Source organism: Curtobacterium poinsettiae, from assembly GCF_025677645.1.
Taxonomy (GTDB): Bacteria; Actinomycetota; Actinomycetes; order Actinomycetales; family Microbacteriaceae; genus Curtobacterium; species Curtobacterium poinsettiae_A.
Map to the genome: position 1 here is coordinate 1,267,757 of NZ_CP106879.1, position 14,715 is coordinate 1,282,471.

The following is a 14,715-nucleotide window of genomic DNA, read 5'->3' on the forward strand; positions in this document are numbered from 1 at the left end:
TGCTGCGCGCCGATCAGCCGAGCTGCCGCTCCATGCACACGCTCGTCGGGTCGTCGACGTACGGGCCGAACCGCGGGATGTCCGCGTACCCGGCCTTCCGGTACAGCGCGATGGCCGCGGCCTGCGGCAGGCCGGTCTCGAGCCGGACGGTCCCGATGCCGACCGCACGGGCCCGGTCGTGCAGGGCGTCGAGCAGCCGCGTCCCCACGCCGAGCCCACGCGCGGCGTCGCTCACGAACATGCGCTTGACCTCGCCGGTGCCGTCACCGGCGTCGACGAGCGCCACCGTGCCGAGGGCGGTACCGTCCTCGCGCGCCACCAGGAACGTGACGTCGGGCTGGTCCAGATCGTCGACGTCGAGGGCGTGGTAGTTCTCGGCCGCGTAGAGGCTCAGTCCGTAGTCGTCGCCCTGCTGCAGCAGGTGCAGGACGTCGTCCTGCCGGGGGCTCTCGATCCGCACGGTCAGCACCGTCACACAGTAGCGAGGACGACGAGGACGATGAGTAGACGAGGCCCCCCGGCCGACCACGATCAGGCCAGGAGCCCCTCGCTGACCTCCCACAGTCGCCGGGCATCGTCGGCGTCGAGCATCGCCGAGTTCGCGACCGACGGGATGCGGTCCGCGGTGAGGGGCAGGACCCGGTCGTCGATCACGGCGACGTCGCTGTCCTTCAGGTAGACCCCGCCGACGCCGTCGAGCAACGGGCTCGCGGCACCGAACACGAGCGTCGCTGCGCCCTGCTCGACGGTCTTCTTGCCGACCTCGGGGTCGATGACGGTCACCCCGTGGTCGTCGACCAGCCCCTGCTCGCGGTACGACGCGAGCACCGTCGGGTCGTGCGGGCCGGGCCCGATGATGACGCCCGGGTGCGCGGCGAAAGCACGGATGCCCTGGTCGGCGTACCGGCTGTCGAGCTCCACCGTGAACAGGACGTTCGCCCGCTTCGACTGCCCGTAGGCGGTGACCGGGTCGTACTCGCGGGCGAACGTCAGGTCGTCCCACCGGATCTCGCCGAACCGGGCAGCGCCGGAGGTGACGGTCAGGACCCGCGCACCACGGGCCTCCAGGAGGGCGGGGAGGAGCGCCCGCGTGAGCTGGAAGTGCCCGAGGTGCGTCGTCGAGAACGCCAGCTCGTTGCCGCGCCCGTCGAGCCGGCGGTCCGGGGTGAAGAGCATCGCGGCACTGTTCACGAGCATGTGCAGCGGGCGGCCGGAGGCCGACCAGCGCGTGGCGAAGGCATCGACCGACGCCGGGTCGGTGAGGTCGAGGGCCTCGACGTGGATGCCCGGGATGTCGGCGACGGCTGCCGATGCCCGGTCGACGTCACGGGACGCGACGGTGACGTCGGCGCCGACCGCCGCGAGGGCGCGGCTGGTCTCGCGTCCGAGCCGGCTGTGTCCGCCGGTCACGACGACGTTCCGGCCGGTCAGGTCGATGCCGTGCAGGACGTCGGCGGCGGTGGATGCGGCGGTGAACGGAGTGGGCAGGGGGTGCTGGTCGGTGATCACGAGTGGTGCTCCTTCGATTCGATGTGGCCGACGGCGGCAGCAGAGCCGACGGCGGTGGCAGGGCCGACGGCGTCGACGATCGCCGACCACGCGTCGGGGTCGAGGCCGAGCTCGGTGCGGAGGAACGCCGTCGTGGTGCGGCGGACGAGGTCCACACGTTCGGGGCTCTCGTCCGTGGTGGCGGTCGACTCGTAGTCCTGGATCCCGCCGAGCAGGTGCTCCCCGCCGTGGACGGTCACCAGGTGCCGCGCACCGGGGCTCAGGTGGTAGACATCGGTGAACCAGTCCGGGCCTCGCGTCGAGAGCTGGGACTGGTCGTGATCGCCGGCGACGACGAGCGACGGGGTGTGCAGTCGGCTGAAGTCGGGGCTCATGAACGCGAAGTGCTCCTGCGCGAACGGCACGAGGTCGCCGCGCGCGATCCCCGTGGTGGACAGCAGGACCCCGGCACGCAGGCGGTGGTCGGTGCGGTCCTCACCCGGCCGTCCGTCGGCGTCCAGGACGCGGGCCCCGAGCAGCATGCCCACGGACTGTCCGCCCCACGAGTGTCCGACCGCCGCGATGCGCGCGGTGTCGACGCGTCCGGTGAGGCCGGGGACCGCGTCGATGATCTGGTCGAGGTCGTCGAGCACCCGCTCGAGGTCGTCGACCCGTGTCTGCCAGATGGTCGGGTACCGCGGGTCGTCGAGCGTCAGTCCGTAGGCCTTCGCGTCGAGGAACGTCGGCTGGACGACGACGAAGCCGTTCGCGGTCCAGTGGTCGACCAGCGGGTCGCCGCCGGTCATGGACTGGCCGAAGCCGTGGGCGAAGACGATGACGGGCAGGTCCGTGCCGGTCGTCGGTGCGGTGATGCGGACCTCGAGGTCCTGACCACGTGAAGGGGCCGAGAGCGTGACGGGGCGCACGCTGATGACCTGCGGTCGAGGTGCTGTGGGTGCCATGGGGGCCTTTCCTGAAAGCGGTGTCGCCCTCGGATGGGGCGACTGTCACTCGAAACGGAGCGACGTTCCGGAACGATACGGAACAACGATCCGGATTGCAAGAGAAAGCGGATCGCTGTTCCGCATCGCGTCGGTGGCGTGCGATGATCGATGCATGAGCACCCCGTCGACCGACCCCGTGCCGCGTCGCCGTCGCGACGTCGAGCGCAACGAGCGCACGATCCTCGACGCCGCTGCCGCGGTCTTCACGGCCTCGGGCGTCGGAGCACCGGTGCGCGAGGTCGCCGCCGCCGCCGGTGTCGGGGTGGGCACGCTCTACCGGCACTTCCCGACCCGTTCGGACCTGGTCGTCGCCGTCTACCGGCACCAGATCGAGGCCCTGGTCGACGCGGGGCCGGCGCTGCTCGACTCCGAGCCGACACCGTTCGCCGCCCTGCTGCGCTGGGTGCACCAGTTCGTCGACTTCCTCGGAACCAAGCACGGTCTGGCGCGCGTCTGGGAGGGCGACGCCGACGGGTTCACGGCGCTGCACACCCTGTTCGTCGACGAGCTCGTGCCTGTGCTCGGACGGCTGCTCGACGCCGCGCGGGAGTCCGGTGAGGTGGCGGCGCCGACCCCGCCCTACCAGCTGCTCCGGGCCGTCGGCGACCTGGTGGCGTGGAGCCCCGAGGACCCCGACTACGACGTCCGGACGATCGTGACGCTCCTGGTCACCGGGCTGCGGCAGGCGCAGCCGACGGCGACCGACAGCGCGTAGCCGGCCACGCGCACTGGTCGCGACCGGCGTCGGACTGGAGGCGCGGGGCGGGCCCGTGACGCGCCTCCCGTCCGTCGTCGCTGCCGCCTCGGGCCGCACCGGCGCCCGTGCCGCCCGGGCCGGGCCCTACGATCGTTCCGACGAAGGGGGACCACCATGACGGAACCGGCGGACTGGGAGACCGAGGGGGCCCGGGCCCGTCCGGCTCGTCCTGGTGACCACGAACCGGTGCCGACCGCGCTGCGGGCCGTGACGATCATCGGGGTGTTGTTCCTGATCGCCGCGGGGTGCGTGTTCGTCGCGTCGGCGTTCCTCCCCGCGTCCGACGAGACGGCCGTGCCGGACGGCCTTCGGATGCTGATGGCGACGGTCGTGTCGGTCGGGATCGCCGCGGTCGGTGTGGTCGCCCTGCTGCTCCGACTCGTCGCCGGGGTGCTCGTCCGGCGCTGAGGTGCTGGGGCGCTCAGTCGCGCGGGCGCTCAGCCCGCCGGCGTCGAGTACAGGACCGCCAGGGTCGCCACCAGGCCGACGGCCACGATGCCGAGGTCGAGTGCGGCCAGGGTGACGAGTCGTGCACGTCGTGGACGGATGGCCGCCCGCACCACGACCATCGCCACGAACAACGCGACGACGAGCAGCAGCGCCGGCCAGCCGATCGCCGGCGCTCGGATCGCCATGAGCACCATCACCGCGGCGACGATGACGGCCGTGACGGCTCCCCACACGAGCCAGTTCGAGCCCGACGCCGTCCGGAGTGCGGGCTGGTCGCCGACGCGGGTGGGATCGGGGCGGCGGGGCTGTTCGTCGGACACGAGCCGGACGGTACGCGGCGGCCCCTGCCCGGGCCCGCAGCCGCTCAGCCACGAAGGGACACGAGAGGATGGGGTGTGCACACCGCCGCGACCATCCTCGACGCCGTCGTTCGCCACATCGACTCGACGGGGTTCGCCGCGCACGGCATCCACGTGCACACGCGGACCGCGGCTCCGGGTACCGACGGCACCGCCGACGACGTCGCCGAGCACCACTGGACCCCCGACGTCCGCCGCGAGGTCCACTCCGCCGCGAAGGGCGTCTGCGTCCTGGCCACCGGCATCGCGGCCGACGACGGCCTGGTCGACCTCGACGAACCGATTGCGACGTCCCTGGTCGGCAGCGGCCTCGCGCTCGGCCCCGGCGTCGACCGGGTCACCCTCCGGCACCTGCTCACCATGGCGAGTGGCATCGACATGCCGTGGTCGGCCTCCGAGCTGACGGACTGGCCGGACCTGGCCGCCGAGTTCCTGCGGCGACCGTCCCGCGGCCGGGTGTTCCAGTACGCGAACGCCAGCACCTACACCGCGATGCGCGTGCTCGAGACCCGGGTCGGTGACGTCGGCGCGTTCGTCACCGAGCGGCTGTTCGCCCCGCTCGGCATCCAGGACGTCGAGTGGCAACGCTGCCCGAACGGGTTCGTCGCCGGCGGCGAGGGGCTGGCACTCCGCACCGAGGAGCTCGCCCGCATCGGACGCCTGATCCGCGACCGCGGGGTCGTCGACGGACAGCGGATCGTCGGCGCGCGGTGGTGCGACGCGATGCACACCGACTGGGTGGAGCGCGAGGGCACCGGCCCCGGCTACGAGCGGTACGCGATGGCCGGGTGGGGTGGCCCCGGCCGACTCTGGCGGCTGCACGGCGCGTACGGCCAGATGCTGCTGTTCGACGAGCCCGCGGCGAACTCCGACTCCGGCACCGGCACCGTCGTCACCATCACCGCCGACGACCACTTCGGCGCCGACGCGCTCGCCGCCTTCGTCGCCGACGAGCTGGCCCGCCAGGACCCCCGCCGGTAGCGACCGCGACGACCCGGCCTGCACGTCCGCGCGCGCCCGGCGTGGGAGGATCGGTCAGTGCAGCAGCAACCCGTCGCGATCATCATCGCGGCCATGAGCGAAGAGGTCTCGGCCTTCGCCGACCTCTTCGGCGGTGTCCCCGTCCTCGACGGCCCCGTCGGTGGCCACGACCCGCACCAGCTGCTCGACATCGGCGGCGCCACGGTCGTCGTGCGCCGCAGCGGCATCGGCTTCACGAACGCCACGGCCGCCGTCGCCCACGGCTTCCACGACTTCGGCCCGGGCATCCCGGTCATCAGCGTCGGGACCGCCGGCGGGCTCATGCACGGCGTCGCCATCGGTGACGTCGTGGTCGGTGACCGGTACGTGAACCTCAACGCCGACGCCACCGCGTTCGGCTACGCCCTGGGCCAGGTCCCCGGCATGCCGACCGGCTACGCGCCGGACGCCCGGCTCGTCGAGCTGGCGATGGGCGCCGAGATCGCGTGGCCGCTGCGGTCGGCGACGATCGGCTCGAGCGAGGTCTTCGTGACCGAGGGCCGTGCCCGCGCACTCCGGGTCGCGTTCCCCGAGGTGGCCGCGGTCGACATGGAGTCGGCAGCGATCGCGCAGTTCGCCCACGTGCACGACATGCCGTTCGTGTCGGTCCGGTGCATCAGCGACCTCTGCGCGCCGGACGGCGCCGAGTTCCGCGAGCACCTGGACGACGCGGCGGCGCGCGCAGCGCGCGTGGTCCACGACCTGGTGCTCGGCCTGCGTTCCTGAGCCCGCCCCGCTCTCCGGCCTGGAGGCGCGACTCGCCGCCGCCGGTCTGCCGACGGTGATCCGGGCCTCCCGTCCGTCCCCGCCTGGTCGCGTACGTCCGCCCACCCGCTCCGTCAGCGCTCGACGACGCGCCACTCGCTGACGAACGTCGTGACGTCCTTCTCGTCCAGGTCTCGTTCCACGGTCTCGAGGAGTCGCTCGGCCTGATCTGCGTCTCCGGCTCGTGTCCGGAGGACCTCCGCGCCGTCGTCACGACGGCGGACGACCAGGTCGAAGCTCGGCAGGAAGTCCTCACCCGCGCCGCCCATCGCGGCCAGAGCCAATGCGGCCGTCGTCCTGGCCAGACGCCTGAACGAGTTCTGTCGGGAGCCCTCCACGGCCGCCTGCAGCACATCGCCGGCTCGCGTGCCGCCGTTCACGCGACGGCCCCCACGGCACGGAGCCGACGGACGGCGAGCCGGTCCGCGGCTCCGGGTGCTGCGCCGAGGGCGTGCGACGCGATCGTGACGTCACCGTGCCGGAGCAGGCAGACGCCGGCGTCCCGTGTCTGCCCGCTGTGCCAGATCAGCCCGTCGCGGTGCTCCCACGCCAGGAAGTCCGGCTCGATGCGTCCGATCCCCACGCCGAGTCGCAGGAGGTCGGACATGGTCGACCAGATCCCGCCGGCCGGTGCGTAGGGACCTGATCCGACGCTCCAGGGTTCACGGGGGCGGCCCCGCCACGATCGGAGCAGAGTTCGTCGTTCGCGTGCCGGGTCGAGGGTGGCGCTGGTGATGCCGAGCGGAGCCAAGACCGTCCGCTCGGCGACCGTGAACCATGCTTCCCGCGTGACGTGCTCGACCAGCCGACCGAGCACCGCGTAGCCGAGGTTGGAGTAGTCACGCTCACCCGGTGTGGTCGGGGTCTGCCGCAGCGCACGCGTGACGTCCGCCTCGGACACGGTCGCGTACGGGTCGCCGACGATCCCGGCCGACATGCCCTGGTGCACACGGGGCAGGCCCGAGCGGTGTCGGATCAAGTCATCGACCGTGTAGGTGGCGTCGTCGGGGACGTCCGGTACCAGGTCGCGTGCGGGGGTGTCCCGCGGGATGTCCCGTTCAGCGAGGACGGCGAGCGCGGCGGCGGCGGTCACGGTCTTCGTGACGCTCGCCCACTCCACCAGCGCGCCCGCTTCGTAGCGATCGCCGAGGTCGGCGGTGACGTCGCCCCCCACGTCGGTGATCACGGCTCGGTTCGCAGCGGTCACGCTCGTCCTCCTGATCGGGTCGGAGCCTCCATGATCGCAGCCGGTCATGCGGGGATCCGCGTTCGGGGCGTGTGGGCCCCAGGTGCCGGAGGGGCGCGTTCCGGCTCGCTGCACGGCCGGAACTGCGTTCGACGGACGTTCCGGGACGGATCGCGAACTCGGCGCCGCGCCCCTCGCTAGCCTCCCTTTCGGGGGGCCAAGGAACCACGGCCAATCACACAGGGAGATCAGCCATGAGCGCCTACACGAGCGACGAGAACGTCGAACCAGCACGCATCACCACCTTCAAGCGCGTCCGCAAGCAGTGGCGTCGGACGGGTGAGGTCGGCTACAACCACAGTGGCAGCGACTTCTTCCGCGACGACGCCCCGGAGGCGGTCGAGCGGTAACCAACGGCAACCACGGAGTGCCCGCCAGGAGCGATCCTGGCGGGCACTCCTGCGTCAGCGACCGAGCTGGTCCCGCAAGTAGGGCGCGGTCCGGCTGGCGGTCGAGGCGGCGACCTCGGCAGGCGTACCGGAGGCGACGACCCGGCCGCCGGCATCGCCGCCCGAGGGACCCATGTCGATGACGTGGTCGGCGCTCGCGACGACGTCCATCGCGTGCTCGACCACGACGACGGTGTTGCCGGCGTCGGTCAGGCGGGCGAGCTGGGCGGTGAGCAGCTCGACATCGGCCGGGTGCAGGCCGGTGGTGGGCTCGTCGAGCAGGTACAGGGTGTGGCCGGTCCGTGCGCGCTGCAGCTCCGTCGCGAGCTTGATGCGCTGCGCCTCACCGCCGGACAGCTCCGGAGCGGGCTGCCCGAGCCGCAGGTAGCCGAGGCCGACCTCGCGGAGGGTCTCCAGTCCGCGCCCGGCTGCGGGCAGGGGCGCCAGGAACGGTGCGGCTTCGTCGACGGTCATACCGAGGACGTCGGCGATGGACGCCCCGTTCCACCGGACCTCGAGCGTCTCGGCGGTGTAGCGGGAGCCGTGGCACTCGGGGCACGGTGCCCAGCTGCCCGGCAGGAAGAGGAGTTCGACGGACACCGATCCCTCGCCCTGGCAGACCTCGCACCGGCCGCCGGCGACGTTGAACGAGAACCGTCCGGCGGTCCAGCCCCGCGCCTTCGCCTCGTCGGTCTGGGCGAAGGCGGCTCGAACCGCGTCGAACAGGCCGGTGTAGGTGGCGAGGTTCGAGCGGGGCGTCCGGCCGATCGGCTTCTGGTCGACCTGCACGACGCGGTCGACGAGTGGGTGCGACGTCGCGACGCCGGGCAGCACGCCGCCGACGAGCGACGACTTGCCGGACCCGCTGACCCCGGTGACCGCGGTGAGGACACCGAGCGGCAGGTCGACGTCGAGCCCTCGCAGGTTGTGCAGGGTGAGGTCGCGGAGCTCGAGCGTGCCGACGGGGGTCCGGACGGCTCGGTCGGCGGTCGGCTGCCGGGGCTCCAGGAAGCGCCGGGTGACCGACGCCTCGACCTCGGCCAGGCCGGCGACCGGCCCGCTGTACAGGACGGTGCCGCCGCCGGTGCCCGCGCGGGGGCCGACGTCGACGATCCAGTCGGCTCGGCGCACGATGCTCATGTCGTGTTCGACGACGAAGACGCTGTTGCCGCCGGCGCGGAGGTCGTCCAGGACGTCGACGAGGGACTCGGCATCGGCGGGGTGCAGCCCGGCGCTCGGTTCGTCGAGCACGTAGACGACGCCGAACAGGCCGGAGCGCAGCTGCGTCGCGATCCGCAGCCGCTGGCTCTCGCCGGGGGAGAGCGTCGGGGTGGCGCGGTCGAGCGCCAGGTACCCGAGACCCAGGCCGACCAGGACCTCGACGCGCGTGAGCAGGTCGCGGGAGATCGCCACGGCGACCTCGGTGTGCTCGCCGGACGATGCCCGCGACGTCGCCGCTGCCGCGTCCGTGATCGCGGCGATCGGGCGCAGGACGTCGGCCAGGCCGGTCAGCGGCAGCGCGTTCAGCTCGGCGATCGAGTGGCCGCCGATCGTGACGGCGAGGGCTGCTCGGGTCAGGCCGGTGCCGCCGCAGAGCGCGCACGGGCCGGACTCGACGAACTGCAGCACCTTCCCGCGCTGGGTCTCGCTCTGCGAGTCGGCGAGGGTGTGCAGCACGAACTGGCGAGCGCTCCAGAACCGGCCCTTGTAGGGCTTCGCCACGCGGTCGCGCTTCGGCTGCACCTGCACGACGGGCTGCTCCTCAGTGAAGAGCAGCCAGTCGCGGTCCTCCCGGGACAGCTCGCGCCACGGGCGGTCGATGTCGTAGCCGAGCACGGCGGTGACGTCGCGCAGGTTCTTGCCCTGCCACGCTCCGGGCCAGGCGGTGATCGCGCCGTCGCGGATGCTCAGCGACGGATCGTGCACGGCCGATGCCTCGGTGACCTCGTGCGCGGTCCCGATGCCGTGGCACCGGGGGCAGGCACCGGCGACGGTGTTCGGCGAGAAGGAGTCCGACTCGAGCCGGTCGGCGCCGGACGGGTAGGTGCCGGCGCGCGAGTAGAGCATGCGCATCGAGTTCGACAGCGTGGTCATGGTGCCGACGGTGGAGCGGGAGCTCGGGGCGCCGCGACGCTGCTGCAGGGCGACGGCGGGCGGCAGCCCGGTGATCGAGTCGACGTGCGGGGTGGACCCCTGCGCGATCAGCCGCCGCGCGTACGGGGCGACGGACTCCAGGAACCGGCGCTGCGCCTCGGCGAAGACGGTGCCGAAGGCGAGCGAGGACTTGCCGGAGCCGGAGACGCCGGTGAACGCGACGATCCGGTCGCGGGGGATGTCCACGTCGACGTCGCGCAGGTTGTTCTCGCGGGCGCCACGGACGCGGATGAAGTCGTCCGGCCCGGGTCGGTCGTCGGTCTGGGTCGAGCGGGGAGCGGGCATTCGCTCGATCGTAGGCTCGGCCACTGGGAGGAGCAGCACCACCGGCGGAACCGCGAACGACGAAGAGCCGCTCCGCCCTGATCGGCGGAGCGACTCTTCGTGTCGCGTGGTGGTGCGGGGTGTTACTTGATCTGTGCGGTGATGGTGGCGGTGCCGACGAGGAGGCCGCGCTTGACGGCGTCGGTGCCGAAGGTCTTGTTCAGCAGGCCGGCGGCGTCCTCGGAGATGTGGACGGTGGTGCCGGTGAGGATGGCGTTGTCGCCCTCGAGCTGGAGGGGCTTGAGGGAGCCGCCGTGCAGCTCGAACAGGAACGCGTTGGCCGCGGCGACCTTGCCGTTGACGAGGACGTCGCCGTAGAGCTTGGACGAGCCCGGGTTCACGACGAAGTTCTCCAGCGTGACGGTGGTGTCACCGGCCTTCAGGGTCAGACCCGAGTCGTCGTGGTTCAGCAGGCCCTGCACGTAGGGGCGGTAGTTGCCGTCCGGGGACCAGTAGGTGACCGACCCGGCGGTGATCGGGAACGACACCGACCCGTCTTCCAGGGTTGCGTCGCCGGAGACGCCGGGGGTGAGCTTCAGGGCGGTGAGGGCGTCGGTGAAGCCGGAGTCGAGCTTCACGGCGGTGGAACCACCGAGGACCTCGGGGACCGAGGCGACGGGTGCGGGGATCTTCGACTCGGACGACGAGGACACCGTGTGCACGGTCGGGGTCGCGGCCTGGGCGGAGGAGATCCCGAACGCGGCACCGCCGAGGACGAGGGCGCCGGTCGTGGCGAGGGTGATGGAGGTCTTGAGGCTCTTACGCATCGTGATCAGTCCTTTGCTGTTGTCGCGCTCGGCGCGGCTGCTGTGTGCGCGCCGAACACACCCTTGGTGGGGTGGAGAACCAGCGATGTGCGGCTGGTGAGCGCTCCGGGTGTTTCCCGGTCGTTGCAGGTGATTCGGCACCCTCCGGCGAAGGGTTTGGACCGGTCTCCGGTCGTTACCGCTCTGTGACCTTCGAGCCTCCGTCGCCACTGAGCGGGCGTGCGTGCGGAGGCGCTCCTGCGTGACGCACACCGGTCGCTGAACGCGACCACCTGACGCAACGGGAGGCCCGGTGCCAGCTGGCACCGGGCCTCCCGTTGCGTCGTCCACCGGGTCAGAACGCCTTGCCCGGGTTCAGGGTCCCTGCCGGGTCGAGCGCGTCCTTGACGGAGCGGTGCATCGCGAGCACGCGTTCGCCGAGTTCGACGCGCAGGCCCGGCAGCTTCAGCAGCCCGACGCCGTGCTCACCGGTCACGGTCCCACCGAGCGCCAGGCAGTCCGCCACGATCTGGTCGAACGCGGTCTTCGCGCGGGCCTTCGCGGCGTCGTCGCCCTCGGGCGCGATGATCAGCGGGTGCAGGTTGCCGTCGCCGGCGTGCGCGATGTTGGCGATCGTGACGTCCTGCGCGTCCGCGGTCACCTGGATCCGCCGGAGCATCTCGGGCACCGCGCTCCGTGGCACGCAGATGTCCTCGGTCAGTACCGGACCGAGCCGTTCGAGCGCCGGGTAGGCGAGCCGGCGGGCCTGGAACAGCCGGTCGATGTCCTGAGGGTCGGTGGCCCGCTCGACGTCCGTGCCACCGGCCTCGGCGAAGACGTCCGCGACGTGGTCGGCGATCGCGTCCCCGGCGGCACCGCGCTCGTCGACCCGCGCGAGCAGCAGGGTGTCGACGTCCGCCGGCAGCCCGAGGTGCATCCAGTCGTCGACGGCCCGAAGGCAGGTGCGGTCGACGATCTCGAGCGCGGCGGGGACGATCCCCGCACGCGAGATCGCGGCCACGGCGTCGCCCGCGGCGGTCAGCGAGGGGAAGTACCCGATCACCGCACGTTCGTCACGGCCGGCCAGGGGGAGCAGCTTCACGGTGACCGAGACGACGATGCCGAGCGTGCCCTCGGAACCGACCATCAGTCCGGTGAGGTCGTACCCGGCGACGCCCTTCGCCGTCCGGCGGCCGAGTTCGACCACCGACCCGTCGGCCAGCACGACGGTCATGCCGAGCACGTAGTCGCGGGTGACCCCGTACTTGACGCAGCAGATGCCGCCGGCGTTCGTCGCGACGTTGCCGCCGATCGTCGAGATCGCCGAGCTCGCGGGGTCCGGCGGGTACCAGAGGCCGTGCTCGGCGACCGCGGCGCGGAGTGCGTCGTTGATGACGCCGGGTTCGGTGACCGCGTACCGCTCGTCGGTGTTCACCTCGAGCACCCGGTTCATACGCTCGAGCGACACGACGATCGAGTCGGCCATCGCGTTGGCACCGCCGGACAGGCCGGTGCCGGCACCGCGGGGGACCACACGCAGACCCGCTGCGGCTGCCCACCGGACGGCGGTGACGACGTCGTCGGTGCTGCGTGCCAGGACCACGGCGAGCGGTGCCGCGGAGTCGGCCCACTCGGCGTCGTCGTGGCGGTAGTGCTCCAGTGACTCCGGGTCGTGGAGCACCTGCTCGGACCCCAGCAGGTGTTCGAGGGCGGTGGCGTCGGCTGCGGTGGTGACGGTCATGCGGAGTGCTGGTCCTTCCGGCGTGCTGCGGTGCGGAGCGTCCGACGATACGCCTCGGCGCCGTCCGTCCGTGTGCTCTGCCAGCCACGCTGAGGAGCGTTGGGCCCGCGGCGGAACCGTCGTACGGAGCAAGGAGGCCCCATGTACTTCCACGCACAGACCTGGATCAACGAGATCGCCGACGGTGAACCGGACCCCGCCGCCGCGAACGCCCTGCAGGAGGGGCTCGGCGGACAGTTCGGCGAGATGCGCACGATGATGCAGTACCTCTTCCAGGCGATGAACTTCCGCGGCCCCGCCGCCAAGCCGTACCGCGACCTCATCCAGGGCGTCGGCACCGAGGAGATCAGTCACGTCGAGCTCATCGGCACCACCATCTCGCGGCTGCTGGACGGCTCGCCCGAGTACAGCGGCAAGCTCACCGACCCGCTCGACACCCCGGGAGCGAAGGGCGCGACGCCGCTGAACATCGCCCTGGACACGAGCAACATCCACCACTACCTCGTCGGTGCCCAGGGAGCCCTGCCCGTCGACGCCGCGGGCAACCCGTGGAGCGGCAGCTACGTCTACAACTCCGGCAACCTGCCGCTCGACCTGCTGTACAACCTGATGCTCGAGTCGACCGGTCGCCTGCAGAAGTGCCGGATCTACGAGATGACGGACAACCCGACCGCCCGCAGCACGATCGCCTACCTGATCGTGCGTGACCAGGCGCACGAGAACGCCTACGCGAAGGCGCTCGAGACGCTGGGTGTCGAGTGGAAGACGCTCCTGCCGATCCCGAAGACGAACGCCGAGCGGTTCCCAGAGGTCAAGGAGCTCGTCGACCTCGGACTGCAGAGCAAGCAGTACAGCTTCGATCTCGACGGCGCGTCCGAGGCGGGCAAGATCTTCCGCGGGGCGTCGCCCTCGAAGGACGGCACCGACCTGTCCGCCACGGAGCAGGCCCCGGTCGGTGTGCCGTCGTTCATCGCGGAGGAGCGGCTCGAAGAGTTCGCACCGGGGCTCGACGCAGACCTGCTCGCCCTCATCCAGCAGACCGCCGAACTCGAGCTCGACCAGGCGGAGACGCCGATCTACGGGCCGGTGGCCTGACACCCTGCGGGACGTGGTGACGCCAGGCCGGTGACGCGTCCGCCACCGGCCTGGCGTCGGGTCGTCAGTCCAGGCAGAACTCGTTGCCCTCGACGTCCTGCATGACGATGCACGACTCGTCGACCTGGTCCGCCGTCATCCGACGGATCTGGGTGGCGCCGAGTGCGACGAGTCGAGCGCTCTCGGCGTCGAGGGCGGCGAGTCGTTCGGCGCCGACCATGCCGGTTCCGACCCGGACGTCCAGGTGCACGCGGTTCTTCACCGTCTTGCCCTCGGGGACGCGCTGGAAGAACAGGCGCGGGCCGGTGCCGGTCGGGTCGACGCACGCGAAGGCCGACCCCTGGTGCTCCGGCGGCAGCGACCGGTCGAAGGCGTCCCAGTCGGCGAACCCCGGTGGGGGCGGTGGGACCACGTACCCGAGGACCTCGCACCAGAACCGGGCGACACGCTCCGGCTCGGCGCAGTCGAACGTCACCTGGACCTGTCGCACCGTTGCCATGGCGCCGAGGATACGACGATGCGCGACCGGCGTCCGCCCGGGCCGCCCGCGTCCGCCCCGCGTCCGCCCCGCGCCCGCCCGGCGCCCGCTCAGCCGAGCTGGGCTGCCGCCGCTCGGAGCTCGGCGAGCGCGGCCGTGGCGTGGTCGGCCAGCCGGTCGTCGTCCGCGCGCCCCACACCGGACCACCGCTCGAAGCCCTGCTTGAACGCCAGGACCCCCATCTCGGCGGCCAGCCGAGCGGGCGCGTCGGGGACTCCGCGGCCGACCAGGGCGTCGGTCATGGCCGCGGCCATCCCGACGCTCTTCAGGGCGTCGCGCTCCTGCAGCTCGACACTCGCGGCGACGGCCGCTCGCAGTCGTGGTCCGAGCTCGCGGTTCATCGGTCCCATCTCGTCCGAGGCCCGTTCCAGTCCTGCTGCGACGGCGTCGAGCGGGGTGGTGTCGGCCGGTGCGCCGGTGATCCCTTCGGCGAGCAGTCGGCTCAGGGTCTCCTGCCCGGCGACGAGCAGTTCGCGCTTGTCCGGGAAGTGCCGGAAGAACGTGCTCTTGGTGACACCGGCGCGCTCGGTGATCTGCGCGACGGTCGTCTCGTCGTAGCCCTGCTCGGAGAACAGGTCGACCGCGGCCAGGACCAGTCGTTCCCGGGCCCCGGGTTGCCATCGCGCCATGGGACGATCA

The 14,715-nt window shown here is 72.1% G+C and carries 17 protein-coding genes; 6 read left to right on the forward strand and 11 right to left on the reverse strand.

All coding sequences use genetic code 11. The features are described from left to right. Positions 1-13: 13 nt before the first annotated feature. The 3 genes from OE229_RS06300 to OE229_RS06310 all read right to left on the reverse strand — a co-directional run bounded on the left by OE229_RS06300 (position 14) and on the right by OE229_RS06310 (position 2,450). A complete protein-coding gene (locus OE229_RS06300; protein WP_262137014.1) occupies positions 14-469 on the reverse strand; it encodes a GNAT family N-acetyltransferase in 456 nt (151 codons plus the stop codon). Positions 470-531: 62 nt separating this feature from the next. Beyond that, positions 532-1,509, reverse strand: coding sequence for an SDR family NAD(P)-dependent oxidoreductase (locus OE229_RS06305; protein ID WP_262137015.1), 978 nt, complete (start codon positions 1,507-1,509; stop codon positions 532-534). Continuing rightward, positions 1,506-2,450, reverse strand: a complete 945-nt coding sequence (locus OE229_RS06310) for an alpha/beta hydrolase family protein (protein ID WP_262137017.1) — start codon at positions 2,448-2,450, stop codon at positions 1,506-1,508. The genes OE229_RS06305 and OE229_RS06310 overlap by 4 nt, the downstream gene beginning before the upstream one ends. Positions 2,451-2,604: 154 nt before the next feature. Here OE229_RS06310 and OE229_RS06315 point away from each other — a divergent pair, with 154 nt between their 5' ends. Beyond that, positions 2,605-3,207, forward strand: coding sequence for a TetR/AcrR family transcriptional regulator (locus OE229_RS06315; protein ID WP_262137019.1), 603 nt, complete (start codon positions 2,605-2,607; stop codon positions 3,205-3,207). A gap of 156 nt (positions 3,208-3,363) precedes the next feature. Continuing rightward, the gene (locus tag OE229_RS06320; RefSeq protein WP_182066184.1) at positions 3,364-3,657 is read left to right on the forward strand and encodes a hypothetical protein; all 294 of its coding nucleotides are present in this window, start codon (positions 3,364-3,366) and stop codon (positions 3,655-3,657) included. 29 nt (positions 3,658-3,686) lie between these two features. Here the strand turns inward: OE229_RS06320 and OE229_RS06325 are convergent, their stop codons facing one another. Continuing rightward, positions 3,687-4,019, reverse strand: a complete 333-nt coding sequence (locus OE229_RS06325) for a hypothetical protein (RefSeq protein ID WP_262137022.1) — start codon at positions 4,017-4,019, stop codon at positions 3,687-3,689. A 75-nt stretch (positions 4,020-4,094) separates the two neighbouring features. Between OE229_RS06325 and OE229_RS06330 the strand changes: the two genes are divergently transcribed. Beyond that, positions 4,095-5,039 (forward strand): serine hydrolase domain-containing protein, encoded by a 945-nt coding sequence (locus OE229_RS06330; protein ID WP_262137024.1) that lies wholly within the window; start codon positions 4,095-4,097, stop codon positions 5,037-5,039. Positions 5,040-5,096: 57 nt separating this feature from the next. Then, complete coding sequence (gene mtnN, locus OE229_RS06335; RefSeq protein ID WP_084741295.1) at positions 5,097-5,804, forward strand: 5'-methylthioadenosine/S-adenosylhomocysteine nucleosidase; 708 nt, start codon at positions 5,097-5,099, stop codon at positions 5,802-5,804. A gap of 113 nt (positions 5,805-5,917) precedes the next feature. On the opposite strand, the gene OE229_RS06340 is transcribed toward mtnN, so the two are convergent. Beyond that, entirely contained in the window at positions 5,918-6,127 is a 210-nt protein-coding gene (locus tag OE229_RS06340) for a hypothetical protein (protein ID WP_209133214.1), read from the reverse strand. A 92-nt stretch (positions 6,128-6,219) separates the two neighbouring features. After that, positions 6,220-7,050 (reverse strand): serine hydrolase domain-containing protein, encoded by an 831-nt coding sequence (locus OE229_RS06345; RefSeq protein ID WP_263345129.1) that lies wholly within the window; start codon positions 7,048-7,050, stop codon positions 6,220-6,222. 233 nt (positions 7,051-7,283) lie between these two features. On the opposite strand from OE229_RS06345, the gene OE229_RS06350 reads away from it, so the two are divergent. Beyond that, on the forward strand, positions 7,284-7,439 hold the full coding sequence (locus OE229_RS06350; protein WP_209133216.1) for a hypothetical protein: 156 nt from the start codon (positions 7,284-7,286) through the stop codon (positions 7,437-7,439). Positions 7,440-7,493: 54 nt separating this feature from the next. Here OE229_RS06350 and OE229_RS06355 read toward each other — a convergent pair whose 3' ends face one another. The 3 genes from OE229_RS06355 to OE229_RS06365 form a co-directional block, all read right to left on the reverse strand. After that, positions 7,494-9,917, reverse strand: a complete 2,424-nt coding sequence (locus OE229_RS06355) for an excinuclease ABC subunit UvrA (RefSeq protein WP_262137029.1) — start codon at positions 9,915-9,917, stop codon at positions 7,494-7,496. A 122-nt stretch (positions 9,918-10,039) separates the two neighbouring features. Then, positions 10,040-10,723, reverse strand: a complete 684-nt coding sequence (locus OE229_RS06360; RefSeq protein WP_259580523.1) for a hypothetical protein — start codon at positions 10,721-10,723, stop codon at positions 10,040-10,042. Between the two features lie 334 nt (positions 10,724-11,057). Then, positions 11,058-12,443 (reverse strand): FAD-binding oxidoreductase, encoded by a 1,386-nt coding sequence (locus OE229_RS06365; RefSeq protein WP_259580525.1) that lies wholly within the window; start codon positions 12,441-12,443, stop codon positions 11,058-11,060. Between the two features lie 141 nt (positions 12,444-12,584). Between OE229_RS06365 and OE229_RS06370 the strand changes: the two genes are divergently transcribed. Further along, positions 12,585-13,538, forward strand: a complete 954-nt coding sequence (locus OE229_RS06370) for a manganese catalase family protein (RefSeq protein ID WP_182066428.1) — start codon at positions 12,585-12,587, stop codon at positions 13,536-13,538. 64 nt (positions 13,539-13,602) lie between these two features. Here the strand turns inward: OE229_RS06370 and OE229_RS06375 are convergent, their stop codons facing one another. Next, entirely contained in the window at positions 13,603-14,037 is a 435-nt protein-coding gene (locus OE229_RS06375) for a VOC family protein (protein ID WP_182066429.1), read from the reverse strand. Between the two features lie 89 nt (positions 14,038-14,126). Continuing rightward, complete coding sequence (locus OE229_RS06380) at positions 14,127-14,705, reverse strand: TetR/AcrR family transcriptional regulator (protein ID WP_182066430.1); 579 nt, start codon at positions 14,703-14,705, stop codon at positions 14,127-14,129. Between the last annotated feature and the right edge of the window lie 10 nt (positions 14,706-14,715).

What these genes read in the sequence shown, in the direction of transcription:
- OE229_RS06310 (WP_262137017.1), bottom strand. Translation starts at nt 2,450, where the DNA reads ATGGCACCCACAGCACCTCGACCGCAGGTCATCAGCGTGCGCCCCGTC.
- OE229_RS06315 (WP_262137019.1), top strand. Translation starts at nt 2,605, where the DNA reads ATGAGCACCCCGTCGACCGACCCCGTGCCGCGTCGCCGTCGCGACGTC.
- OE229_RS06320 (WP_182066184.1), top strand. Translation starts at nt 3,364, where the DNA reads ATGACGGAACCGGCGGACTGGGAGACCGAGGGGGCCCGGGCCCGTCCG.
- OE229_RS06350 (WP_209133216.1), top strand. Translation starts at nt 7,284, where the DNA reads ATGAGCGCCTACACGAGCGACGAGAACGTCGAACCAGCACGCATCACC.
- OE229_RS06355 (WP_262137029.1), bottom strand. Translation starts at nt 9,917, where the DNA reads ATGCCCGCTCCCCGCTCGACCCAGACCGACGACCGACCCGGGCCGGAC.
- OE229_RS06360 (WP_259580523.1), bottom strand. Translation starts at nt 10,723, where the DNA reads ATGCGTAAGAGCCTCAAGACCTCCATCACCCTCGCCACGACCGGCGCC.
- OE229_RS06365 (WP_259580525.1), bottom strand. Translation starts at nt 12,443, where the DNA reads ATGACCGTCACCACCGCAGCCGACGCCACCGCCCTCGAACACCTGCTG.
- OE229_RS06370 (WP_182066428.1), top strand. Translation starts at nt 12,585, where the DNA reads ATGTACTTCCACGCACAGACCTGGATCAACGAGATCGCCGACGGTGAA.
- OE229_RS06375 (WP_182066429.1), bottom strand. Translation starts at nt 14,037, where the DNA reads ATGGCAACGGTGCGACAGGTCCAGGTGACGTTCGACTGCGCCGAGCCG.
- OE229_RS06380 (WP_182066430.1), bottom strand. Translation starts at nt 14,705, where the DNA reads ATGGCGCGATGGCAACCCGGGGCCCGGGAACGACTGGTCCTGGCCGCG.